Origin of the sequence: Sphingosinithalassobacter sp. LHW66-3 (assembly GCF_050703275.1) — a bacterium.
GTDB lineage: Bacteria > Pseudomonadota > Alphaproteobacteria > Sphingomonadales > Sphingomonadaceae > Sphingomonas.
In genome coordinates, this window is sequence record NZ_CP193482.1 from 2,238,124 (window position 1) to 2,258,874 (window position 20,751).

The following is a 20,751-nucleotide window of genomic DNA, read 5'->3' on the forward strand; positions in this document are numbered from 1 at the left end:
TCGAGTGACACGTCACTCGGGGGAGTCATGATCCAGTTCACGTTGCAGCCTGTGACCGCCGGCGCTTCGGCACTCGTCGTTCCGGCAAGCGAGCCCGGTGCCGCGAGCCGCTTCGCGCTCGCGCTGGGCAGCCTACAGGCTTGCGCGGTCGCGGCCGAAGCCGAACTCATCCCTGCCGAGGGCGCGGTTTCGACGATCGACCGGCAAATCCCTGCCGCTGACGGCAAGCCATTGCCGGAGGCGGAAACCGATGCTGCTGCCGGACCGGGGGTGGAAGTCATTCTTCCGTGGCTGGTCGCCCCGGCGCCGGTGCCGGTGCCGGCCGCCGAGCCGCTCGCGGCCCCTGAAGCGGCTCCGGACCGGAGCGGCACATCAGCCGCGCCGACTTCTCTCTCAAACGCAGCCGCCGCCGCGCCGGTCGCGGCGGTCGCCCCGGCGGCCACTGCCGCCCCGGTGGCCACTGCCGCGACGTTGCCGATGGCGTTCCAGGACAGAGGCGGACCTGCCGCGGTCGCCCCCCACGGCGTCGCTCCTGAAGGGCCGCGGCAAATTGCAGCTTCGGTGTCGGCTCCAGCATCACCGCAGACTCCGATCGTGCCGCGGTCCGACCACCGGAGGCTGCTCTCTTCTTCCGCGTCGATCGCTCCGGTCGCAGCCCGGCCAGCAGGCGCGGCAGCCGTCGAGATCAGGCCGCTCCTGCCGCAGGCGGAGGCCGCGCCGGCGGCCGTCGGCGTCGTTGCCGAGCCGGACGCCACATCCTCTGCACCGCTGTCGAGCGCTCCGCGCCTGGCTGTGGTGGGATCGGAGCCCACCGCCGCGGCTCCGCAAGCGCCCCGGGCGCCGGTTGAAGCTGCGCGTCCGTGGAAGGACGTGCGAAGCGACGGGACGCGCGCGGCAAAAGTCGATGTGCCGAGCCCGCCGAGAATCGAAATACTCGCCGCCGATCCGGCGCGACCCCTGCCGCTCACCGCCCAGCCACTACTCGCATCGGCACCGCAGGTCGTGACGCCGGCCGCCGCCACTTTCCTCGCCGAGATCCTGCCACAGCGCCGGACGGCGCGGGTGGAACCGGCGACTGCGCTTGCGATCGCCGCACCGCAGATCGCCGCGGACACTGTCCGCACGCCGGCCGCGCAGCCGCTGGCGGAAGCACAGCAGCCGCCGCTCGATCTCTCGCGCAATGACTGGATGGAGTCGATGATCGAGCGGATCGAGACGCTGCGCGACGCAGCGGGCACGACGCGCGAGACGCGTATCCGCCTGACGCCGAACGCGCTCGGAACGCTCGACGTTTCGGTGCAGCAGGACGGCGATGCCCTCCAGATCCGCTTCACTGCGGATTCCGCCGCGACTCGTACTCTGCTCGCCGAAGCCGCGCCGCGCTTGAACGAACTCGCCGAATCGCGGGGGCTGCGCGTGGGCGAGACTGCGGTCGATGCCGGCAGCGCAGGGGCCGGACGCGAGCAGCGCCGGACACACGAACCGGAGCAGTTCCTTCGCGTCGCGCGCTCCGGCGCCGCCGAGCCAGAGCCCGATACCGCCACCGACCACCGCATCGCCTGACATTGAAGGGAACCGATGATGACCGAGACGACGATCGAAGAAGCCGCGCCGCCGAAGAAGAAGCGCAGTCTGCTGAAGCTGATGCTGCTCGCCCTGCTGCCGCTCGTGCTGATCGGCGGCGGTGTGGGCGGCGGCCTCTATGCCGCGCAGGCCGGCTGGCTGCCCGGCGCGGGCGGCGCGGCTCCGGCGGCACGGGACGACAGGCCCCAACTCGTGCCGAAGAGCGAACAGGCACATGCCGAAGCCGGCGGCAGCGACGAGGAAAATACCGGTACGCCGACGCCTGCAGGTGAAGGCGGCGAGGCCTATGCTTCCAACTATTATGCGCTGGAGAAGGAGTTCACTTCGAACCTTCAGAACAGTGTTCATTTCGTACAGGCCGGCCTCGCGATTTCGACTCACTATGACGATCGCGTGATCCAGAATCTGCGCACGCACGAGATCGCCGTCCGCTCGGCAGTGCTCATGGCGCTGAGCGAAACTACCGAAGAGGAAGTTTTCACCACCGAAGGCAAGCGCCAGCTCGAGGCACGCCTCGTGAACGCGATCAACGGCGTTCTGCAGGAAAAGGAAGGCTTCGGCGGGATTGGTAACGTCTACTTTACCAATTTCATTGTTCAGTGAACGAGCATGGTTAACGCCTCTTCAGAAACGGATGCGCCCGATCGGCGCGAGCGGCCCCGGGCCGGCGCGGAGCACGCGCCGGCACTGGGCAGCGCGCGGCTCAATCCGTTCGGCGATCTGGTCACGCTGCAGCATCTGACCGCGCGCGCCGCCCGTTCGCTGAAGAGCGTGTTTGAAGGCGTGCTGCGCCGCGATCTGCGCAGCTGGGCCGAACCGCTCGTCGTGCAGCGCTGGGCCGATTATCGGACCGAGCGCGGCGAAGGGCTGAGTGCCTGGCAGCCGCTGGCGATGTCTCCCGGCAAGGCGCAGGCGCTGCTCGTGCTCGAAGGGCGTTCGGTGCTCGAGATGCTCGACGCCTTCTTCGGCGGCGATGGCGAGGCTCCTTCCATGTTGCCCGACGAGTTCACGCCCGCAGCCCAGTCGATGGTCGGCCGGATCGGACACGCCGTGGCCGATCCGCTTGCGGCCGCATGGGAGCCGGTGTCGCGGATCGAGTTCGCTCCCGTCGCCGGTGCTGCGATCGCGACCGCGCCCGATCTGGGTGGCGACACCGCGATGGTAGTCACGCGGCTCGGCTTCGCCGCCGACGACGCCGCGCCGTTTTACATCGATCTCCTCTATCCGGTCGCCGGCCTGAAGCCGCATGCGCCCCAGCTCACCGCAAAGGTCCAGGCGCAGGACTGCGCCGTCGAACCGGAGTGGCGCAATGGGCTCACCCGCGCGGTCATGGCGGTCAGCCTTCCCGTGCGCTCGGTGCTCGCCGAGCCGCAGCTGCGCCTCGGCCAGCTGCTCGAGCTCAAGGTCGGCGACGTCATTCCGATCGAATTCGGCCCCGAAGTGCCCGTGATGGTCGCCGCGCGGCGGCTGGGCACGGGACAGGTCGGTACCTCGAACGGCCGCGCCGCGGTCCGTCTCACTTCCATCGAGCCCATTTCGCAAGAGGATCTCGCATGAACGACATGACCGGCGGATTTCCGGTCGACGCCGCGCTCGCCGCCAATCTGCGGCTGCTGCAGGACGTCGATGTGAAGCTCACCGTGGAGATCGGCGCGACGAGGCTCAGCCTCCGCGAGCTGCTCGCGCTGGGCGAATCCAGCGTGATCGAACTCGACCGCGAGGCCGACGAACTGCTCGACGTCTTCGTCAACGGCACGCTGATCGGTCGCGGCGAAGTGGTGACGGTCGGCGAGAAGTTCGGCGTCCGGATGACCGAGCTGGTCAATCCCGAGAAGCGAGTCGCGCCGCGATGATGTGGTCCTATGTCCTGAAGCTGGTGATCCTGCTGCCGCTCGTCTGCGGCCTGCTGATCGCCTGCCTCTATGCGTGGCGCAAGCTCGAGGGGCGGCTGCCCCGCGGCGCGGGCGAGCGGATGGTGCAGGTGAAGGAGACGATGATGGTCTCTCCCGGCGTCCGCCTCGCCGTCGTCGATTTCGAGGGGCGGCGGCTGCTCGTCTCGGTCGCGCGCGGCGGCGTCACTTTGGTCGACAGGCTGGAAGCGTGATTCGGGAGAGTTTCCGTCGCTCCTGCGCAGGCAGGGGCCTGTCGCTGCGGCGTGTAGATGCAGCGCATGTGGCACGAGACATGGGGCCCTGGCTGCGCAGCGGCGATGGGTGGAAGCTGGGCGTGGTGCTCGCTGCCCTGTTCTTTGCGCTGCTCTTCGCCGCACCGGCATTCGCGCAGGTCACGCCGATGCCCGCCCCGCCGCCGACGCCGGGCGTCGGCGACGCGCTCGACCGCGCGCTTGGCGACCTCGGCGGCGGCGAAGCGCCGCTCAGCCTATCGCTGCAGGTCCTCATCATCATGGGCCTGCTTACGATCCTGCCCGGAATCCTCTTGATGATGACCAGCTTCACGCGGATCATCATCGTGCTTGCAATCCTGCGCCAGGCGCTGGGGCTTCAGCAGACGCCGCCCAATCAGGTGCTGATCGGCCTGTCGCTGTTCCTCAGCTTCTTCGTGATGGCGCCGGTCCTCAACACGATGAACACCACTGCCATCCAGCCCTATGCCGAAGGCCGCATCAGCTCGACCCAGCTGATCGAGACCGCGGGCGAAGCACTGCACGGCTTCATGCTCAAGCAGACCCGCGTGAAGGACGTGACGATGTTTGCCGATATGGCGAACACCGGCCCGATCGCGACGCCCGAGGACACGCCCTATGCGGTGCTGCTGCCGGCGTTCGTGACGAGCGAGCTCAAGACCGCGTTCCAGATCGGCTTCCTGATCTTCCTGCCGTTCATCGTCATCGACTTGGTCGTTGCCACCGTGCTGATGAGCCTGGGCATGATGATGATGTCGCCGACGATCATCTCGCTGCCGTTCAAGCTGTTGCTGTTCGTGCTGGTTGACGGATGGGCGCTGACGATGGGCAGCCTCGCCTCGAGCTTCGCGACCTGAACATGGCGGACGCGGACTATTTCCTCACCGTCGCGCGCGAAGCGATGTGGGTGCTCGCGCTGGCCGCGGCGCCGATCCTGATTCCGGCGCTCCTCGCCGGCCTGTTCCTCGGCATGGTGCAGGCGGCGACTTCGATCAACGAACAGACGCTTTCGTTCGTGCCCAAGCTGGCGATCGTGGGCATCAGCCTGGTCATCTTCGGCGGGATGATCCTCGGACTGCTCGGCGACTTCACGATCGGCATCTTCGAACGCATTCCCGATCTGGTGCGCTGAGCGATGATGGGCTTCGGCCTTTCGATCGAGCCGCAGCTCTGGGCCTTGCTCTTTGCGATGGTGCGGATCGGCGCGGCGTTCATCGCCGCGCCGGTCTTCAGCGCGGTTTCGGTGCCACTGCCAGCGCGGATCGCGCTTACCGGCGCGATCGGGGTGCTGGTGATGCACGTCGCGCCGGTCGTTCCGCCCGCGGAGATTTTCTCGCTCACCACGATGCTGATGGTCGCGGCCGAGGCGCTGGTCGGGCTTGCGCTCGGCTTCGTGCTCCAGATCGCCTTCGCCGCGCCGCTGGTGGCAAGCGAAGTGATCGGCATTTCGATGGGCATCGGCTTCGCCGCCGCGGTCGATCCGCAAAACGGCGCGGCCACGCCCGCGCTCGGCCAGTTCCTGTCGATCCTGCTGACGCTGCTGTTCCTGTCGGTCGACGGCCATCTGGTCCTCGTCGATCTCGTTGTGCGCAGCTATGACGCGCTGCCGCCGGGCGAGGCATGGCTCGCGCCCGAGCGGCTGCTGAACATCGCCCTCTTCGGCGGCTATGCCTTTGTCGCCGGGCTGCTGCTCGCGCTGCCGGTCGGTTTTCTGTTGTTGTGCCTCAACATCGTCGTCGGCATGCTCTCGCGTTCGGCGCCGGCGCTCAACCTGTTCGCGGTAGGCCTGCCCGCCAGCCTCGCGCTCGGCGTCGTCGCGATCCTGATCGCCTTGCCGGCGATGGGGGACTATCTGCTGGTGATCATCCGCGAGGCGCTCGACGCCGCGCAGGCGCTGGTGCTGGGCTGATGGCCGAAAGCTTCGGCGAAAAGACGGAAGCCCCGACGCCCAAGCGCAAGCAAAAGGCGCGCGACGACGGCGACGTCCTCAAATCCCGCGAGTTCGCCGCCGCGCTGGGCGTGTTGCTCGGCTGCGGCTGGATCGCGCTGCTCGGGCCGGGGCTGCTCGGCGCGTGCAAGGCCGTGATGGCGGCGAGCTTCACCTTCGGCCGCGGCGATATCGAGGCGTTCGAGCCCTGGCGCCCGCTGGCGGAGGCAGGCTGGAAGCTCGCGCCCTCCCTCGGCGCGCTCCTCGCGCTGTCGCTGGCAGGCGCTGTTCTCAGCCAAGGAGCGCTGGGCGCGCTGAGCTGGAACAACAAGCTGCTCATGCCCAAGGGCTCGCGGATCAATCCTGCTTCGGGCCTCAAGCGGATCTTCGGCGCGAATGGCTGGATCGAACTCGGCAAGTCGCTGCTCAAGGTGGTGCTGCTGGCAGCGATCGGCGGCTGGATGCTGTGGCTCGTGGCGCGGCCCTCGGTCGGTCTCGTCTCCTCCGACGTGCACCAGGCGGTCGGCGCGCTCGGCGGGCATTTCCTGATGCTGTTGTTCGCGATGTCGGCGGGGCTCGCCATCATTGCCGGGATCGACCTGCCGATCCAGATCGTGCGGCGGCTGCAGAAGCTCAAGATGAGCAAGCAGGAAGTGAAGGACGAGCACAAGGACAGCGAAGGTTCGCCCGAGAACAAGGCGGCGCAGCGCCAGCGCCAGCGCGAAATCCTGAAGGGCGGCTTCCGCAAGTCGGTCGGCACAGCACATGTCGTGCTCACCAATCCGACGCATTTCGCTGTCGCGCTGCGCTACGATCAGGGAAGCGACCAGGTTCCGGTGGTCGTCGCCAAGGGGCGCGGCCAGACCGCGCTCGCGATCCGCGAGCTGGCGGGCGAATTCCAGGTGCCGGTGCTCGAATATCCGCAGCTCGCGCGCGCGGTCTATTACACCAGCCGCGAGGGCCAGGAAGTGCGCGACGACCTCTATATGGCGATCGCGACGGTGCTTGCCTTCGTCTTCAACCTGAATGCCGCCGCCGGCGGGCGTAAGCCCCCCGTCAGCGTGCCCGAGACTGCACGTTTCGACGAAAACGGTCGCCCGGAGACACGCCGGCCCTAAAGCGCTGCGCCCGGTTGCCGCTTAATCGGAGAGGGGGACGATCATGGCCGTCGAATCGATTGCGAAGACGCTGGGCACAGGATCGGGAATCGACATCACCGCGCTGGTTTCGCAGCTGGTCGATGCCCAGTTCCAGGCGAAAACCGCGACGCTCGAGAAGAAAAGCGAGGCGCTCACCGCGCAGATCTCGTCGGCGAGCCAGCTCAAGAGCAGCATCAGCGGCTTTTCGACGGCTCTTACGGCGCTCGCCAAATCAGGTTCGCTCTCCACTCAGCCGACGAGCTCGAACGCATCGCTGGTGACGGTCGCCGCACAGCCGGGCGCGCAGATCGGCACACTCGACGCGCGGCTGGAGGTTCGGCGCCTCGCCGCGGCGCAGGTCGCGAGCACGGCGCCGATCGCCGATGCCACCGCAGCGGTGGGCATGGGCACGCTTACGCTCACCTTCGGCACGGCGACGGTAGCCGACGGAGCGATGTCGGCCTTCGACCCGGGCGCGACCAGCATCGATATCGCCATCGGCGAGGCGGATTCGAGCCTCGAAGGGATCATGAAGGCGATCAACGCCGCCAATGCGGGAGTCACTGCCTCGATACTGACCGACCCGGATGGCGCGCGGCTGGTGCTGAAGGGTACGACGGGCGCGGCCAAGGCGTTCACGCTGAGCGCGACGGAAACCCCGGGCGCGGAAGGTCTTTCCGCACTGGCGATCGGCGTCGGCGCGAGCGGCACGACGATCGGCAGCGCGGCGGCCGATGCGGAAATCGCCGTCGACGGGATCGCCGTGAAGCGCAGCGGCAACGGCCTGTCCGACCTTATTCCCGGCGTTCGGATCGATCTGGTCTCGGCACAGCCGGGCACGATCGTGCGGATCGGAAGCACATCGCCCACCGAGGCGCTGCGCCAGGCGGTCGCCGACGTCGTCGACACCTATAACGAGCTGCTGTCGATCGTGCAGGCGGAGGTGGATCCCGTCGCCGGGTCGCTGCGCAGCGACATGGCGGCGCGGACACTGGCGCAGTCGCTGGCGCGGCTGACGCTGGCGCCGCTGGTGCCCGGCGCGGGCACGGACGCGCCGACGACGCTCGCTGCGCTGGGCGTCGCCACGAACCGCGACGGGACGCTCCGCATCGACGCCGATCGCCTTGGCGCGGCGCTCACGACCCATCCCGAGGCAGTCGAAGCGATGTTCCGCGCCGAAAGCGGTCTTCCCGCGGCGCTCGCTGCCATCTCGACCGCCGCGGCGAGCACCGCCACCGGCCTTGGCGCAAGCGAGGCGCGCTATACCGAAGCAGCGGGCAATCTTGAGGAAGATCGCAGCGAGGCACTCGCCGCCGCCGAGGCACTGCGCGCGCGGATGACCCAGCAATTCGCGCGGATGGACTCGAAAGTCGCCGCCTACAAGTCGACGCAGAGCTTCCTGCAGCAGCAGATCGACGCCTGGAACGCGGATTGACTGCGATGCGCTATGCCACGGTTCTCGCCGGCGATCCCGCCGCCACCTATCGTCAGGTCGGACTGGCGAGCCGCGCCGGCGGCGCCGATCCGCATCAGCTCGTCAGCCTGCTTTACGAAGAGGGTGTGGCTGCGCTGCGGACGGCGGCCTGGGCGGCGGAGAACGAGAATTCGGCGCTGCGCGGCGAGCGCGTGTCGCGCGCCATGGCGATCCTCTTCGCGCTCGAGGCCGGGCTGGATTTCGACAAGGGTGGCGACGTGTCCCGCACGCTGGCCAGCTTCTATCACGGGCTGCGCCAGCAGATCGGCGCCGCCAGCCTGGGAAGCGATCCCGCCCCCTTCCGGGATGCCGCCGCCAGCCTGGCCGAAATCGCGGCTGCCTGGGCGAGCATCACGTCGAGCTGAACCGGACAGCTATTCCCAGCGTGCGAGCAGCTGATCGACGCTCGCCGGCTCCGGCGGCACGGCTGCGCAGGGCGATCCGGAAAAGCGCGGTGCGGGCGCCGGCTGCACGCCGCCTTCCTGCATGTTGAAGGTTTCGCGTGCACGGTTGTGCGGATGATCGGGCGCTTCGGCGAGCGACAGCACCGGGGTGACGCAGGCGTCGCTATCCTCGAACTGCGCTGCCCAGTCGTCGCGGCCGCGCGTGGCAAAGGCTTCGGAGAAGGCCGTCGTCATGTCGCTCCAGCAGGCGCGATCATATTGTTTGAAGCGGCCGGGCTCGAGCCCCAGTCCCTCGCACAAGGCCCGGAAATAGGGGGGCTCGAGCGCGCCGACGGCAACGTGGCGACCGTCCGCGCAGGCATAGCAGCGATAAAAGGGCGCGCCGCCGTCGATCAGATTCGAAGCACGGGCATCCACCCAGCGCCCCGCGCCATGGAGGGCATAATAGAGCGTCATCAGCGAGGCCGCGCCGTCGATCTGCGCGACGTCGATCACCTGCCCGCGGCCGGTCGCCTGGGCGGAGAGAATGCCGGAAACCATACCGAGCGCGAGGTAGAGCGCGCCGCCACCATATTCGCCGATCAGGTTGAGCGGCGGCACCGGAGTCGATCCCGTGCCGATCGCATGCAATGCGCCGGTGAGGGCGAGATGATTGATGTCGTTGCCGGCGCGGCGTGCGAGCGGCCCGTCCTGCCCCCATCCGGACATGCGGCCGTACACCAGTCGCGGATTGGCGGTCAGGCAGCGGCTCGGATCGAGATCGAGCTGCTCCATCGTGCCGGCGCGAAACCCCTCGATCACGCCATCGGTGAGCGAGATCAGCGCCAGTGCCTGTTCGCGCGCGGCAACGTCGGTCAGGTCGAGCGCGATCTCCGAACGGCCGCGATAAAGCGCGGGCGCCACTGCGCTGCCGTCGGGCCCCGAGCGGCGGATACGCACCACGTCGCAGCCGAGGTCCGCCAGCAGCATTCCGCAGAGCGGGACCGGTCCGGTCGCGTCGAATTCGACGATCCGCACACCCGCCAGCGGCCCGTGACTCACTCCGACCATCCGCACCCCCATGCTTTGTCCGAATCGGTCATAGCGGTCGGTCGCGCGAGTGGCCATGCGCGTTGCCGGTGGCCTCACGGCCGCCTTTCCGCTAGCGGGACGATGATGAGGCAACCACATATCGTCGCGATCGGAGGAACGCTCCGGCCCGAATCGAGCACCGCCGGCGCGCTCGCGGCGGCACTCGCCATGGCGGAGACTCGCGGCGCCCGTACCACCCTGCTCACCGGCGACGCGATCGCCTTCGGCCATTATGATCCCCAAACCGCCGGCGATGACCCCGCGGTGGCGCGGTTCGTCGAGGCGCTGCGCGACGCGGATGCAGTGATCGTCGGCTCGCCGGGCTATCACGGTACGCTCTCGGGCTTGGTCAAGAACGCGCTCGATCACGTCGAGCTCTTGCGCCGCGACACGCGCAGCTATTTCGACGGCATGCCGGTCGGCTGTATCGCGACGGCGGGAGGATGGCAGGCGGCGGTCTCGACGCTTTTGGCGCTGCGCGACATCGTCCACGCGTTGCGCGGATGGCCGACGCCGATGGGGCTGGCGATCAACACGAATGCGGAGGAGGATCCGATCGCCGCCTGCGAACCGCAAATGGCGATCATGGTCGCGCAGATTTTCGATTTCCTCGACTGATCCGCCGCCAGATATCCGCGCCGTTAACCAGTTTGTGACGCGCGCGCCCTAGCCTTGCCTCCAGCCAGCAGGGGGGGGGGAATGGATCAGCCGACGGCAGGGCAGGCGATGCCCGTGCGCCGCAGAGCGACGCGGACGATTCTGGCGGTCGACGACAGCCGGGCGAACCTCAACGTGCTGGCGCACCGGCTGGGCCATCTCGGCTATCTCGTCGTGCTCAGCGACCACGGGGCCGAAGCGCTCGACCTCATCTCGGCGCGTGGCTTCGATCTCGTGCTGCTGGACAGGATGATGCCGGACGTGTCGGGCATCGAGGTACTTCAGGAGATCCGGGGATCGCGCGAGACCGCCGACCTGCCCGTCATCATGATCACCGGCCGCAGCGATCCCGGCGCTGCCGTGGAGGCGCTGGCGGCAGGCGCCGACGATTATCTCGCCAAGCCGTTCGAATTCGAAGTGCTGGCGGCGCGCATCGAGCGCACGCTGGCGCGCGCCGGCCGCGTCGAGGAACTCAAACGCTCCAATCTGGCGCTCGACGCGCGCATCGCGGCGCGCGCCATCGAACTGGGCGAGGCACGCACCGAGCTGGCTGCGACTCGCGCCGATCGCGGGCGCCTGATCGCATCGATCCAGGCGCTGCACGACGAGCTCGACCGGCTCAGCGTCTGAGCCAGTGCCGCCGGCCGAAGAAGCCCGCGATCACCACCGCCAGCGCTGCGCAGACCCCGACCACGCCGGCGAATGCCCAGGGGCGCTCGGCGAAGGGGATCCCCTCGACATTCATGCCGAGCAGGCCGGTGAGGAACGTCAGCGGCAGGAACACCATCGCGACGACCGCAATCGCCAGCGCGCGCTGGTCGATCTGTTCGGCCCGAAGATCGGTGAGCGTCTCGTGAATCAGTGCGGCGCGCTCGCGGATGCTTTCCACTTCCTCGGCCATGCGCGCGGCGCGATCGGAAGCCGCAGCGAGATGCAGCCGGTCGTCGTCGCGCAGCCAGTCGCCGGGCAGTCCGGCCAGCTTCTCCAGCGCCGCGCGCTGCGGCACCAGGAAACGGCGATAGCCGATCGCCCGGCTGCGCACCTCGGCGACGTGGCGGCGCAGTTCGATCGAGCGGCCGGGCGCGAGTTGCTCCTCGCATGCGTCGAGCGAATCGCCGAGATCGGCTACGACCGGGTCGAGCTCCTCGGTGATCGCCAGCGCAAGCGCGGCAATCAGGTCGCCCGGATCGTGGATGCCGCCCGCCGCCACCTGACCACACACCGGGTCGAGCACGTTGAGCGACTTGCGCGTGACCGAAAAGACCCGGCCTTCGTGCGCATAGAGGCGGATCGACGCCAGCGGATCGGAAGCGGCCATCGTTTCCGACGAAAGCCCACGCAGGTTGATCACGGCGCCGTCGTTGACTGCATCGCACCGCGGGCGCGTCTCCACCGCGGTGAGCGCTTCGACCAGGATCGGCGGAAGCTTCGCCTCCTCGTCCAGCCAGCGTCTCGCCGTTTCGTCTGCGGAGGTCAGGTGAATCCACACCAGGTCCGCGCGTTCGCCGAGCGCTTCGGCTGCGGAGAGGCGACGCACGGCGGCGTCATGGACCGAATAGGCGAAATCGCTCATGCCATCTCCAGATCGACCGTGAGCCCCGGCCCCGGATCGGCCGGTGGAGCGGCGCAGGCGATCCGATCGGCGTCGGCGCGGGCGCGATCGAGGATGGCGGGCGGCACGTCCTGGCGGTGCGTCACTCGATCGGCGAGTGCAAGCGCGCGTGCCTGACGGAGAGTGAGATCATCCGGATCGGCGGAGGTCAGGCGAAACGTGAAGATTTTCGCACGGTCCTCCGCCGCGCCGGTTGCCAGCCATTCCTCGACGCGCGCGGGTCCGCCATTCCCCAGCGGATCGAGCGGTCCGCCCGGCGCAAGCGCGCTTCCAAGCGCGCGCCGTCGCGCATCGCCCTCGGGCCAGCGATCCCGGATCGCCTCGCGCGCCTGTGCCAGCGCCTGCGCCAGCCCGCCCAGATCGGCGGGGAGCAGCGCTTCGATCCGCTGGCGCACCGCCGCCGCGAGGCCCGCCGACGCGCCGCCGGTCGCCACTGCGACGAGCAGCGGATCGCGATCGATGATCGCGGGGGTGGTGAAATCGCACATTCCGGGCCGATCGACGGCATTCACCAGCAGTCCCCGCGCCTTGAGCCGCGCGACCGCGGCCTCGGCCTCGGCGGCGTCCTCGATCGCCACGATCGCGATCTGCGCCGCGCCTTCTTCGCCGATCACGCTGGCGCCGGCGCGTTCGAGCAGCCGGCGCTTGGCGGCCGCCGCCTCGCCCTCGCCGAGCAGGATCACCGGCCGACCCGCCAGCCGCAGCACGACGGGCAGCCCGGCCTTCACGTCAGCCAGTCCGGCACGGTTTCGGCGGCCATGATCGTTTCGGCAGTGATCCGACCGGCGACTACGTCGAACCGCTCGCCGGAAACGAGCACTTCGGGTACGAGCGGGCGGCTGTTGTAGGTGCTCGCCATCGTCGCGCCATAGGCGCCGGCGCTGCGCAGGACGATGAGGTCGTCCCGCCGAACCCGGTCGATTTCGCGGGCATTCGCGAACACATCGCTGCTCTCGCACACCGGCCCGGCGACGTTGGCGACGAAACGCTCGCCGCACGGTCGCACCGCGGCGATATCGTGATAGGCGTCATAGAGCGCGACGCGCGCGAGGTCGTTCATCGCCGCGTCCACGACCACCCATGGGTGTGTCACGCCCGGCTTCACCCACAGCACGCGCGTCAGCAGCACGCCGGCATTGGCGGCGATCACGCGGCCCGGCTCGAACATCAGCGTGACGCCCCAGTCGCGCGTCACCCGCGTCACCATCGCCCCGAATTCGGCGGGGCTGGGCGGCGCTTCGCCCGGCCGGTACGGCACGCCGAGCCCGCCGCCGAGATCGACATGGCTGATCGAATGGCCCGCCGCGCGCAGCTCGACGATCAGTTCGCCGACGCGCGCGAACGCCTTTTCGAGCGGGTCGAGCCGGAGCAGTTGACTGCCGATGTGCACCGCGACGCCGCGCAGATCGAGCCCCGGCAGCGACGCCAGCCGATCGAAGATCGCGCGCGCCTGATCGATCGGTAGTCCGAACTTGTTTTCCGCCTTGCCCGTGGAAATCTTGGCGTGGGTTCCGGCATCGACGTCCGGATTGACGCGCAGCACCGCGGGCGCACGCATGCCGCGCGCCGCTGCCAGCTCGGCGAGGACGACGCCTTCCTCCTCGAGCTCGAGATTGAACTGACCGATCCCCGTTTCGAGCCCGAGCGAAAGCTCGTCGCGCGACTTGCCGACGCCGGAAAAGACGATGTCCTTCGCCGCAATGCCGGCGGCAAGCGCGCGAGCGAGCTCCCCGCCGGACACCACGTCCGCGCCAAAGCCTTCGCGTGCGAGCACCCGCAGCACCGCGAGATTGGGATTGGCCTTCACCGCGAAGGCGCAGTGCACGTCGCCTGCGCCCGCCAGTGCCTCGCGAAACACTCGTGCGTGCCGCTGCAGCGTGGCGGTCGAATAGACATAGACCGGCGTTCCCACCGCCTCGGCGATGATCGGGAGCGGCACGTCCTCGGCGTGGAGGATGCCGCCGCGAAGCTCGAAATGGTCCATCGTCAGTTGGGTGGCGGAAGATCGAATTCGTCGCTGCGACGCTCGCTAGAGCTTTCGATCAGGTCGTCGCTGCGTGCCGGCCGGGTCTGCATCGGCGCGGCGAGCAGATCCTCGGCGGTCGGTGGCTCCTCCGCGCCATAGGGGGTGGGCGGGAGCGGCTGGCCCGGAGGCGCCTCGAGCTGCTCGCGCGCACCGCAGCCGGCCAGCGCCAGCGCCGCCGCCAGGATTCCGTACCGCTTCATCGCCTTTCCTCCGCCCGGGCCGATCGTGCCGCCTCGATCGCCTCGCGCACTCGCGACGGCGCGGTTCCGCCGAAGCTGGTGCGGCTCGCGACCGAGGCATCGACGCTCAGCACGTCGTACACCCGATCGTCGATCCTGTCGTCCACCGCGCGCAGCGCCTCGAGCGGCAGCTGGTCGAGCCGCACGCCATCGGCTTCAGCGCGCGCCACAGCGCGTCCGGTGATGTGGTGCGCCTCGCGGAACGGCACATTCGCTTCGCGGACCAGCCAGTCGGCAAGATCGGTCGCGGTCGCGAAGCCGCTCTCCGCCAGCCCGCGCATCTGGTCTGTACGAAATTCGGCGCTCTCGACCATGCCCGTCATCGCTGCGATCGACAGGCCGAGCAGGTCGTTTGCCTCGAACACCGGCGGCTTGTCGTCCTGCATGTCCTTCGAATAGGCGAGTGGCAGCCCCTTCATCGTCACCATCAGGCTGGTGAGGCAGCCCAGGATACGCCCGGCATGGCCGCGGACCAGCTCGGCGGCGTCGGGATTGCGCTTCTGCGGCATGATCGAGCTGCCGGTCGACCATTGGTCGGACAGTTTCACGAAGCCGAACGGCTGGCTCGCCCAGATCACGAATTCCTCGGCCAGCCGGCTGAGGTGCAGGCTGCACTGGGCGGCTGCGGCGAGATAGTCGAGCGCGAAATCCCGGTCGGAAACCGAGTCGAGCGAGTTGCGCGTCGGCCCGTCGAAGCCCAGCGCCGCGGCAGTGGCCTCGCGGTCGATCGGAAAGCCGGTCCCCGCCAGCGCGGCAGAGCCGAGCGGGCACAGATTGAGCCGCACGCGCGCATCCTGCAGCCGCGAGCGGTCGCGTCCGATCATCTCGTAATAGGCCATCAGATGGTGGCCGAGCGTCACCGGCTGCGCCGACTGGAGGTGCGTGAAGCCGGGCATCACGCTGTCGGCATGCTCCTCCGCACGCACGATCAGCGCGTCCTGGAACCGGCCCAGCGCGGCATCGGCCTCGTCGAGCGCGTCGCGTACCCACAGCCGAAAGTCGGTGGCGACCTGATCGTTGCGCGAGCGGGCAGTGTGCAGCCGCCCCGCGCTCGGCCCGATCTTCTCGGCCAGCCGGCTCTCGGTCACCATGTGGATGTCCTCGAGCGCGTAATCGACGGGCACGCCCTGCGCCTCGAAATCCGCCGCGACGCGATCGAGGCCCTGCGCAATCGCATCGGCATCTCCGGCCGAGACGATTCCCTGGGCGCCCAGCATCGCCACATGTGCCTTGGAGCCTGCGATATCCTGCCGCCACAAGCGCTTGTCGAAGGGGATCGAGGCGTTTATCTCACGCATCACCGCCGACGGGCCTTCCGCGAAGCGCCCGCCCCACATGCTGTTGGAGCTATCCTTGCGACCGGCGATCGCCCTTCTCCTTCCTGCGCTGCTCATGGCGAGCGGCTGCGATACGCAAGGCGATGCGCCGGAGCAAGCGGAGGCAGTGTCCGCCCCCGCCGCCACGCCCGCCGCTTCCGGCAGCGCTGGTGACGCCCAGGTCGAGGAGATCGGCACGCTCGACCGCAGCCATGCCGGCGAGATCGCGCCCGACGTTGCCTTCGAGGATCCGGCGGGGAGGGCCGTCACGCTCGCCGATTTCCGCGGCACGCCGGTCCTGCTCAACCTCTGGGCGACCTGGTGTGCGCCCTGTGTGGCCGAGATGCCGACGCTCGATGAGCTGGCGGTCCGCGAAGGCGATGCGCTCAAGGTGCTGACCGTCAGCCAGGATCTGCAAGGCGCCGAAAAGGTGGATCCCTTCTTCGAGGAGGCAGGGTTCGAGCGGATCGAGCCCTATCTCGATCCCGAAGTGCTGCTCAGCGCCCATTATGCGAGCAATTTGCCGACGACGATCCTCTATGATTCGCAGGGCCGCGAGGTCTGGCGGATGCTGGGCAGCATGGATTGGACGAGCGCCGCTGCCGCCGAGCTGATCGCCGAAGCACGCTAGGCCCCTGCCGCGGCGTAACGCGGCGCTTCCCACGCCCGCGCGGTTGATCCGTACGCGACAATCGCGCACCACATGCCGAGCGTACCGGGGGAAGCGAACAATGGCGGCACTGACACTCGATCATGTGACCAAGCGCTTCGGCGCCGTCACCGCAGTGAACGATCTGAGCTTCACCGTCCCGCAAGGGCAGGTGTTCGGCTTCCTCGGCGGCAATGGCGCGGGCAAGACCACGTCGCTGCGCATGGTGCTCGACATCATCCGCCCGACCGAGGGCAGCATCGAAGTGCTCGGCCGCCGACCGGGGCGCGAGAACAGCGCCGACCTCGGCTTTCTTCCCGAAGAGCGCGGGCTCTATCGCAACATGAAGGCGATCGACACGATCGTCTATTTCGGCCGGCTGAAAGGCATGTCCGCCGCCGATGCGCGGCGCGAGGGGATGATATTGCTCGAGCGCTTCGGCCTCGCCGATTTCGCCAGGACGACGCTCGACAAGCTCTCGAAGGGCATGGCCCAGAAGGTGCAGCTCGCCACGGCCGTGGTGAACCAGCCCCGGCTGCTGATCCTCGACGAGCCGTTCTCCGGGCTGGATCCGGTCAATCAGGCGCTGCTCGAGGACGAAATCCGCCGCGCGGCCGAAAATGGCGCGACCGTGATCTTCTCGACCCATGTGATGCAGCATGCCGAGCGGCTGTGCGACCGGCTGTTGCTGCTCGCCAAGGGGCGCAAGGCGTTCGAAGGCTCGCAGGACGAGGCGCGCGCGCAGCTGCCGACGCGGCTGACGCTGATCGCATGCGAGACCCCGGCGTCGCTGCCGGGCGTGGTGGAAGTGCATGAACTGGGGCCGGCGGGCGCGGGTTGGACCCGCTACGACGTCCGGCTCGATCCCGGCGGCGACCCGGGCGATCTGCTCGAGGCGGCGACTCAACGGAGCTTCGCCTTGCGCGGTTTCGAGCGGCACCGGCCGAGCCTTCACGACGTCTTCATCCACATCGTCGGCGCCGCGGAGGTGAAGCCGTGATCCAGCACATCCTTCTCGTCGCCGCCCGCGAGTTTCGCCAGATCGCGGCGACGCGCAGCTTCTGGCTCACGCTGCTGATCCTTCCCGTCGCGCTCGCGATCGGCGCAGTGGCGCCGCGGCTGATGGAGGATTCGGATACCGAGCGCGTGGTGCTGATCGACGCGCGCGAGACCGCAGCCGCCGCGATTCGCGAGCGTCTGGAGATCGACGAGCAGCGTCGCATCCTCGAGGCACTCTCGCGTTATTCGCAACGCTACGAACTCGACGATGCCGACCAGCGTGCGCTCTGGGCGCAGCACGACCGCTGGTACAGCGACGACGAAGTTCGTGCCTTCGTGGAAGCGGGCGGCGCGGATGCGGCGCTGGCGACGATGCGGCGTGCGGCGGGCGAGGAAACGCCGGAATTTGACGCTCCCGAGCCCTGGTACGAGCTGGTCGAAACGCCGGCCGATCTGGCGAATGCGGCACCGGGCGAGCTCGACGCGCGGGCCGATGGCTGGCTCGATCCTTCCGAAGAGAGCGGCCGGCAGGAAGTCGATTACATCGTCTTCGTTCCCGCCGACTTCGGCTCCGAGGCGGCGCCGGTGCGCATCTGGTCCGACGGTCGGGTCTCGCAGGGATTCGTCCAGACGCTCCAGCAGGTGCTGACGCGCGATCTGCGCACGCGCTATCTCATTGCCGCGGGCCTGTCGTCCGAACAGGCCGCGACCGCCAGCACGCTTACTCCCGCCATCGCCGTGAGCACGCCGCCGCCCGGCGGCGGCCGCGAGCGGGTGCTGATCCGATCCGTCTTACCGCTGCTCAGCGCCTATATGCTGCTGATGTCGCTGCTGCTTTCGGGAAGCTGGATGCTGCAGGGCGTGGTCGAGGAACGCTCGAACAAGCTGATCGAGACGGTGCTCGCCTGCGTGAGCCCGAACGAGCTGCTCTACGGCAAGCTCTTCGGCACGGTCGCGGTGGGGCTGGTGATGGTTCTGTTCTGGACCGGCTGCGCGGTCTTCGCCGCCTTTGCGACACAGAGCGCGGTCGCCGAGTTTCTGCGCCCGGCCCTCGCGCCGCTCGCCTCCCCCGGCACCGCGCTGACGATGCTCTACTTCTTTCTTGCCGGTTATCTGATGGTCTCGATGATCTTCCTCGCGATCGGTGCGATGAGCGATTCGTTCCGCGATTCGCAGAGCTATCTGACGCCGGTGATCCTGGTGATCGCAATGCCCTTCGCCTTCATCGCTCAGGCGGTGCTGCGCGAAGAGGGCGGGCTGCTGATCCAGCTGATGACGTGGATCCCGCTCTATACGCCGTTCACGATGCTTGCCCGGCTGGGGACGGGCGTGCCGCTGTGGGAGCTGCTCGGCGCCGGGGCACTGCTCGCGCTGTTCATCGTGCTCGAGTTCGTCTTCCTGGGCCGCGTCTTCCGCGCGAGCCTGCTCTCGGCGGGCGAAAAGCCCACGCTGGCCCGCATCGGCCAGCTCATGCGCCGGCGAAGCGAAGTCTAGGGAGCTTCAAGGAAGCAGCGGCTGGATGCCCCGCGTGGATTCGAACCACGATTGACGGAGTCAGAGTCCGTAGTCTTACCATTAGACGACAGGGCAATGCCGTGCGAGGGGCGCGAAATAGGCGGCGCCTCGCCTGCTGTCAACGCCGCTCGTGCGGCTTGCCTTGCTCCGCCTGCGGCTCTGCGCTAGCCTCCCTGCCAAGCGCCGGTCGGTTCGGGCATCCGGGCCGTGACGGATAGAACATAAGCGAGTTGAATGAGATGGGGGACGGCTCCGTTCAGGTGCCGCGCCGAAGGAGCTCCGGCTCCCCCCGGGCGGCAGGGTCGAATGCAGGGCCGGCACGCGGGCGCTGGCCCGAGGCGCGCCATTATGCCGCGCTCGATCTGGGAACCAATAATTGCCGGTTGCTGATCGCGCGGCCGCAGGGCTCGGGCTTCGCGGTGGTCGACGCGTTTTCGCGGATCGTACGGCTCGGCGAGGGCTTGGCCAGTAACGGCCGGCTGAGCGATGCCGCGATCGAACGCACCGTCGCGGCGCTGCGCATCTGCGCCGAGAAGTTGAAGCGCCGCAACGTGACACTCGCCCGATCGGTGGCGACCGAGGCGTGCCGCCGGGCCTCGAACGGCCCCGAATTCATCGAGCGCGTCTATCGCGAAACCGGGATCGCGCTCGACATCATCACTGCCGAGGAAGAGGCCCAGCTTGCCGTGCTCGGCTGCCATGCCCTGCTGGAACCGGGCGACGGCCCCGCGCTGGTGTTCGACATCGGCGGAGGCTCGACCGAGCTGGTGCTGGTCGATTCGACCGAGCCGGTGCCCGCCATCCTGGACTGGCACAGCGCGCCCTGGGGCGTGGTGTCGCTCACCGAGGCGGCGGCGCGCGGCGACAGCGACGCCGAGCGCACCGCGGCCTATGCCGACATGCGGGCGCGCGTTTCGGAGAGCTTCGCCGCCTTTGCCGAGCGGCTCGATCCGCCGCCGGGCCGGCGCCGGCTGCTCGGCACCAGCGGCACGGTGACGACGCTCGCCAGCGTCCATCTGGGCCTCGACGCCTATGATCGCGGCGTGATCGACGGGCTGATCGTGCCGAGCCGCGCGATGCGCGACGTGAGCGTGCGCCTCGCCGGAATGAGCCTGGCGGAGCGCTCCGGCGTGGCCTGCGTCGGTCCCGAGCGCGCGGATCTGGTGGTCGCGGGATGCGCGATCCTCGAATGCATCCTCGATCTCTGGCCGGCGGAGCGGCTGGGGATCGCGGATCGCGGCATCCGCGAGGGCATCCTGCGCCGGCTGATGACCGGAGCGCGCGCATGAGCCGGGGCGGAAGCGGCAACCGTGTCGGGCGCCAGCGGGTGCGCACCGCGCGCGGGCGCAGCTCGCAATCGGTTCGCTGGCTGGAGCGGCAGCTGAACGATCCCTATGTGAAGCGCGCCAAGGCGGAGGGATATCGCAGCCGCGCCGCCTACAAGCTGATCGAGCTCGATGAGAAATTCGGCTTTCTGAAGGGTTCGCGGCGGATCGTCGATCTGGGCATCGCGCCGGGCGGGTGGAGTCAGGTGGTCCGCCGCAAGCTGCCGAATGCGGCGGTCGTCGGGATCGACCTGCTGCCGGTCGATCCGATCGAAGGCGTCGCCATCCTGCAGATGGACTTCATGGAGGATGCCGCGCCGGATCGGCTGATCGAGGGGCTGGGCGGTGCGCCCGATCTCGTGCTCTCGGACATGGCGGCGAATACCGTCGGCCATCCCCAAACCGACGCGCTGCGCACCATGGCGCTGGTCGAGGCTGCCTTCGACTTCGCATGCGAAACGCTCGAGCCGGGCGGAGCCTTCGTCGGCAAGGTGTTCGCCGGCGGCGCCGATTCGGCGCTCGTCGCCGCGATGAAGCGCCGCTTCGCCACGGTCAAACACGCCAAGCCGCCCGCCAGCCGCAAGGGCTCGGTCGAATGGTATGTCGTGGCGCAGGGCTTCAAGGGTCGCGATCAGGATTGACCCGCGACGGCATGAAAAAGGGGCCACGGC

The 20,751-nt window shown here is 68.8% G+C and carries 24 protein-coding genes and 1 tRNA gene; 18 read left to right on the forward strand and 7 right to left on the reverse strand.

Features of this window, described 5'->3' with window-relative positions:
- The first annotated feature begins 27 nt into the window (after positions 1-27).
- The 11 genes from ACQ450_RS11000 (at position 28) to fliS (ending at position 8,632) form a co-directional block, all read left to right on the forward strand.
- Positions 28-1,563, forward strand: a complete 1,536-nt coding sequence (locus ACQ450_RS11000; protein WP_431469301.1) for a flagellar hook-length control protein FliK — start codon at positions 28-30, stop codon at positions 1,561-1,563.
- Between the two features lie 15 nt (positions 1,564-1,578).
- Entirely contained in the window at positions 1,579-2,187 is a 609-nt protein-coding gene (locus tag ACQ450_RS11005; RefSeq protein ID WP_431469302.1) for a flagellar basal body-associated FliL family protein, read from the forward strand.
- Positions 2,188-2,193: 6 nt separating this feature from the next.
- On the forward strand, positions 2,194-3,141 hold the full coding sequence (locus ACQ450_RS11010; protein ID WP_431469303.1) for a flagellar motor switch protein FliM: 948 nt from the start codon (positions 2,194-2,196) through the stop codon (positions 3,139-3,141).
- Positions 3,138-3,437 carry a flagellar motor switch protein FliN gene (fliN, locus tag ACQ450_RS11015; protein WP_188053564.1) on the forward strand — a complete coding sequence of 100 codons (300 nt, stop codon included), beginning with the start codon at positions 3,138-3,140 and terminating at the stop codon, positions 3,435-3,437. Before ACQ450_RS11010 ends, fliN begins: the two co-directional genes overlap by 4 nt.
- Complete coding sequence (locus tag ACQ450_RS11020; RefSeq protein ID WP_431469304.1) at positions 3,434-3,688, forward strand: flagellar biosynthetic protein FliO; 255 nt, start codon at positions 3,434-3,436, stop codon at positions 3,686-3,688. The genes fliN and ACQ450_RS11020 overlap by 4 nt, the downstream gene beginning before the upstream one ends.
- Before the next feature lie 80 nt (positions 3,689-3,768).
- Entirely contained in the window at positions 3,769-4,584 is an 816-nt protein-coding gene (fliP, locus tag ACQ450_RS11025) for a flagellar type III secretion system pore protein FliP (RefSeq protein ID WP_431469305.1), read from the forward strand.
- Positions 4,585-4,586: 2 nt separating this feature from the next.
- On the forward strand, positions 4,587-4,859 hold the full coding sequence (locus ACQ450_RS11030) for a flagellar biosynthetic protein FliQ (protein WP_188053568.1): 273 nt from the start codon (positions 4,587-4,589) through the stop codon (positions 4,857-4,859).
- A 3-nt stretch (positions 4,860-4,862) separates the two neighbouring features.
- The gene (gene fliR / locus ACQ450_RS11035; protein WP_188053570.1) at positions 4,863-5,636 is read left to right on the forward strand and encodes a flagellar biosynthetic protein FliR; all 774 of its coding nucleotides are present in this window, start codon (positions 4,863-4,865) and stop codon (positions 5,634-5,636) included.
- Positions 5,636-6,772, forward strand: coding sequence for an EscU/YscU/HrcU family type III secretion system export apparatus switch protein (locus tag ACQ450_RS11040; RefSeq protein WP_188053572.1), 1,137 nt, complete (start codon positions 5,636-5,638; stop codon positions 6,770-6,772). The genes fliR and ACQ450_RS11040 overlap by 1 nt, the downstream gene beginning before the upstream one ends.
- A 43-nt stretch (positions 6,773-6,815) precedes the next feature.
- Positions 6,816-8,228 carry a flagellar filament capping protein FliD gene (fliD, locus tag ACQ450_RS11045; protein WP_431469306.1) on the forward strand — a complete coding sequence of 471 codons (1,413 nt, stop codon included), beginning with the start codon at positions 6,816-6,818 and terminating at the stop codon, positions 8,226-8,228.
- Between the two features lie 5 nt (positions 8,229-8,233).
- Positions 8,234-8,632, forward strand: a complete 399-nt coding sequence (fliS, locus tag ACQ450_RS11050; protein WP_431469307.1) for a flagellar export chaperone FliS — start codon at positions 8,234-8,236, stop codon at positions 8,630-8,632.
- A gap of 9 nt (positions 8,633-8,641) precedes the next feature.
- Here fliS and ACQ450_RS11055 read toward each other — a convergent pair whose 3' ends face one another.
- Positions 8,642-9,778, reverse strand: coding sequence for a CaiB/BaiF CoA transferase family protein (locus ACQ450_RS11055; protein ID WP_431469308.1), 1,137 nt, complete (start codon positions 9,776-9,778; stop codon positions 8,642-8,644).
- A 45-nt stretch (positions 9,779-9,823) separates the two neighbouring features.
- Here ACQ450_RS11055 and ACQ450_RS11060 point away from each other — a divergent pair, with 45 nt between their 5' ends.
- Together ACQ450_RS11060 and ACQ450_RS11065 are read left to right on the forward strand one after the other, a co-directional pair.
- Positions 9,824-10,360, forward strand: a complete 537-nt coding sequence (locus ACQ450_RS11060; protein WP_431469309.1) for an NADPH-dependent FMN reductase — start codon at positions 9,824-9,826, stop codon at positions 10,358-10,360.
- Positions 10,361-10,441: 81 nt separating this feature from the next.
- Positions 10,442-11,029 carry a response regulator gene (locus ACQ450_RS11065; RefSeq protein ID WP_431469310.1) on the forward strand — a complete coding sequence of 196 codons (588 nt, stop codon included), beginning with the start codon at positions 10,442-10,444 and terminating at the stop codon, positions 11,027-11,029.
- Here the strand turns inward: ACQ450_RS11065 and ACQ450_RS11070 are convergent.
- Genes ACQ450_RS11070 through argH form a run of 5 tightly spaced genes read right to left on the reverse strand, consistent with a single transcriptional unit; the run spans position 11,019 to position 15,613 of the window.
- Positions 11,019-11,972, reverse strand: coding sequence for a zinc transporter ZntB (locus tag ACQ450_RS11070; RefSeq protein WP_431469311.1), 954 nt, complete (start codon positions 11,970-11,972; stop codon positions 11,019-11,021). The two genes, ACQ450_RS11065 and ACQ450_RS11070, sit on opposite strands and share 11 nt — an antisense overlap.
- Positions 11,969-12,739 (reverse strand): NAD(P)-dependent oxidoreductase, encoded by a 771-nt coding sequence (locus ACQ450_RS11075; RefSeq protein WP_431469312.1) that lies wholly within the window; start codon positions 12,737-12,739, stop codon positions 11,969-11,971. The genes ACQ450_RS11070 and ACQ450_RS11075 overlap by 4 nt, the downstream gene beginning before the upstream one ends.
- Entirely contained in the window at positions 12,736-13,995 is a 1,260-nt protein-coding gene (gene lysA / locus ACQ450_RS11080; RefSeq protein WP_431469313.1) for a diaminopimelate decarboxylase, read from the reverse strand. Before lysA ends, ACQ450_RS11075 begins: the two co-directional genes overlap by 4 nt.
- A gap of 2 nt (positions 13,996-13,997) precedes the next feature.
- Positions 13,998-14,237: a hypothetical protein gene (locus ACQ450_RS11085; RefSeq protein ID WP_431469314.1), complete on the reverse strand. Its 240-nt coding sequence runs from the start codon at positions 14,235-14,237 to the stop codon at positions 13,998-14,000.
- Complete coding sequence (argH, locus tag ACQ450_RS11090; protein WP_431469315.1) at positions 14,234-15,613, reverse strand: argininosuccinate lyase; 1,380 nt, start codon at positions 15,611-15,613, stop codon at positions 14,234-14,236. The genes ACQ450_RS11085 and argH overlap by 4 nt, the downstream gene beginning before the upstream one ends.
- Before the next feature lie 16 nt (positions 15,614-15,629).
- Between argH and ACQ450_RS11095 the strand changes: the two genes are divergently transcribed.
- The 3 genes from ACQ450_RS11095 (at position 15,630) to ACQ450_RS11105 (ending at position 18,734) form a co-directional block, all read left to right on the forward strand.
- Positions 15,630-16,223: a TlpA family protein disulfide reductase gene (locus tag ACQ450_RS11095; protein ID WP_431469316.1), complete on the forward strand. Its 594-nt coding sequence runs from the start codon at positions 15,630-15,632 to the stop codon at positions 16,221-16,223.
- Between the two features lie 100 nt (positions 16,224-16,323).
- Complete coding sequence (locus ACQ450_RS11100; RefSeq protein WP_431469317.1) at positions 16,324-17,241, forward strand: ABC transporter ATP-binding protein; 918 nt, start codon at positions 16,324-16,326, stop codon at positions 17,239-17,241.
- The gene (locus ACQ450_RS11105; RefSeq protein ID WP_431469318.1) at positions 17,238-18,734 is read left to right on the forward strand and encodes an ABC transporter permease; all 1,497 of its coding nucleotides are present in this window, start codon (positions 17,238-17,240) and stop codon (positions 18,732-18,734) included. The genes ACQ450_RS11100 and ACQ450_RS11105 overlap by 4 nt, the downstream gene beginning before the upstream one ends.
- A 22-nt stretch (positions 18,735-18,756) precedes the next feature.
- Here the strand turns inward: ACQ450_RS11105 and ACQ450_RS11110 are convergent.
- Positions 18,757-18,830: transfer RNA gene (locus tag ACQ450_RS11110), tRNA-Gln, on the reverse strand.
- A 164-nt stretch (positions 18,831-18,994) separates the two neighbouring features.
- Between ACQ450_RS11110 and ACQ450_RS11115 the strand changes: the two genes are divergently transcribed.
- Both ACQ450_RS11115 and ACQ450_RS11120 read left to right on the forward strand, forming a co-directional pair.
- Positions 18,995-20,044 carry a Ppx/GppA phosphatase family protein gene (locus ACQ450_RS11115; RefSeq protein WP_188053592.1) on the forward strand — a complete coding sequence of 350 codons (1,050 nt, stop codon included), beginning with the start codon at positions 18,995-18,997 and terminating at the stop codon, positions 20,042-20,044.
- Positions 20,041-20,721 (forward strand): RlmE family RNA methyltransferase, encoded by a 681-nt coding sequence (locus ACQ450_RS11120; RefSeq protein ID WP_431469319.1) that lies wholly within the window; start codon positions 20,041-20,043, stop codon positions 20,719-20,721. The genes ACQ450_RS11115 and ACQ450_RS11120 overlap by 4 nt, the downstream gene beginning before the upstream one ends.
- Positions 20,722-20,751: the final 30 nt, after the last annotated feature.

Bases quoted from the DNA above. Each gene is read 5' to 3' on its own strand.
- ACQ450_RS11065 (WP_431469310.1), top strand. From the start codon at position 10,442: ATGGATCAGCCGACGGCAGGGCAGGCGATGCCCGTGCGCCGCAGAGCG.
- lysA (WP_431469313.1), bottom strand. From the start codon at position 13,995: ATGGACCATTTCGAGCTTCGCGGCGGCATCCTCCACGCCGAGGACGTG.
- ACQ450_RS11120 (WP_431469319.1), top strand. From the start codon at position 20,041: ATGAGCCGGGGCGGAAGCGGCAACCGTGTCGGGCGCCAGCGGGTGCGC.
- ACQ450_RS11060 (WP_431469309.1), top strand. From the start codon at position 9,824: ATGATGAGGCAACCACATATCGTCGCGATCGGAGGAACGCTCCGGCCC.
- ACQ450_RS11100 (WP_431469317.1), top strand. From the start codon at position 16,324: ATGGCGGCACTGACACTCGATCATGTGACCAAGCGCTTCGGCGCCGTC.
- ACQ450_RS11010 (WP_431469303.1), top strand. From the start codon at position 2,194: ATGGTTAACGCCTCTTCAGAAACGGATGCGCCCGATCGGCGCGAGCGG.
- ACQ450_RS11115 (WP_188053592.1), top strand. From the start codon at position 18,995: ATGGGGGACGGCTCCGTTCAGGTGCCGCGCCGAAGGAGCTCCGGCTCC.
- fliN (WP_188053564.1), top strand. From the start codon at position 3,138: ATGAACGACATGACCGGCGGATTTCCGGTCGACGCCGCGCTCGCCGCC.
- argH (WP_431469315.1), bottom strand. From the start codon at position 15,613: ATGTGGGGCGGGCGCTTCGCGGAAGGCCCGTCGGCGGTGATGCGTGAG.
- ACQ450_RS11005 (WP_431469302.1), top strand. From the start codon at position 1,579: ATGATGACCGAGACGACGATCGAAGAAGCCGCGCCGCCGAAGAAGAAG.
- fliR (WP_188053570.1), top strand. From the start codon at position 4,863: ATGATGGGCTTCGGCCTTTCGATCGAGCCGCAGCTCTGGGCCTTGCTC.
- fliD (WP_431469306.1), top strand. From the start codon at position 6,816: ATGGCCGTCGAATCGATTGCGAAGACGCTGGGCACAGGATCGGGAATC.
- ACQ450_RS11040 (WP_188053572.1), top strand. From the start codon at position 5,636: ATGGCCGAAAGCTTCGGCGAAAAGACGGAAGCCCCGACGCCCAAGCGC.
- ACQ450_RS11030 (WP_188053568.1), top strand. From the start codon at position 4,587: ATGGCGGACGCGGACTATTTCCTCACCGTCGCGCGCGAAGCGATGTGG.
- ACQ450_RS11085 (WP_431469314.1), bottom strand. From the start codon at position 14,237: ATGAAGCGGTACGGAATCCTGGCGGCGGCGCTGGCGCTGGCCGGCTGC.
- fliP (WP_431469305.1), top strand. From the start codon at position 3,769: ATGGGGCCCTGGCTGCGCAGCGGCGATGGGTGGAAGCTGGGCGTGGTG.
- fliS (WP_431469307.1), top strand. From the start codon at position 8,234: ATGCGCTATGCCACGGTTCTCGCCGGCGATCCCGCCGCCACCTATCGT.
- ACQ450_RS11070 (WP_431469311.1), bottom strand. From the start codon at position 11,972: ATGAGCGATTTCGCCTATTCGGTCCATGACGCCGCCGTGCGTCGCCTC.
- ACQ450_RS11020 (WP_431469304.1), top strand. From the start codon at position 3,434: ATGATGTGGTCCTATGTCCTGAAGCTGGTGATCCTGCTGCCGCTCGTC.
- ACQ450_RS11000 (WP_431469301.1), top strand. From the start codon at position 28: ATGATCCAGTTCACGTTGCAGCCTGTGACCGCCGGCGCTTCGGCACTC.
- ACQ450_RS11055 (WP_431469308.1), bottom strand. From the start codon at position 9,778: ATGGCCACTCGCGCGACCGACCGCTATGACCGATTCGGACAAAGCATG.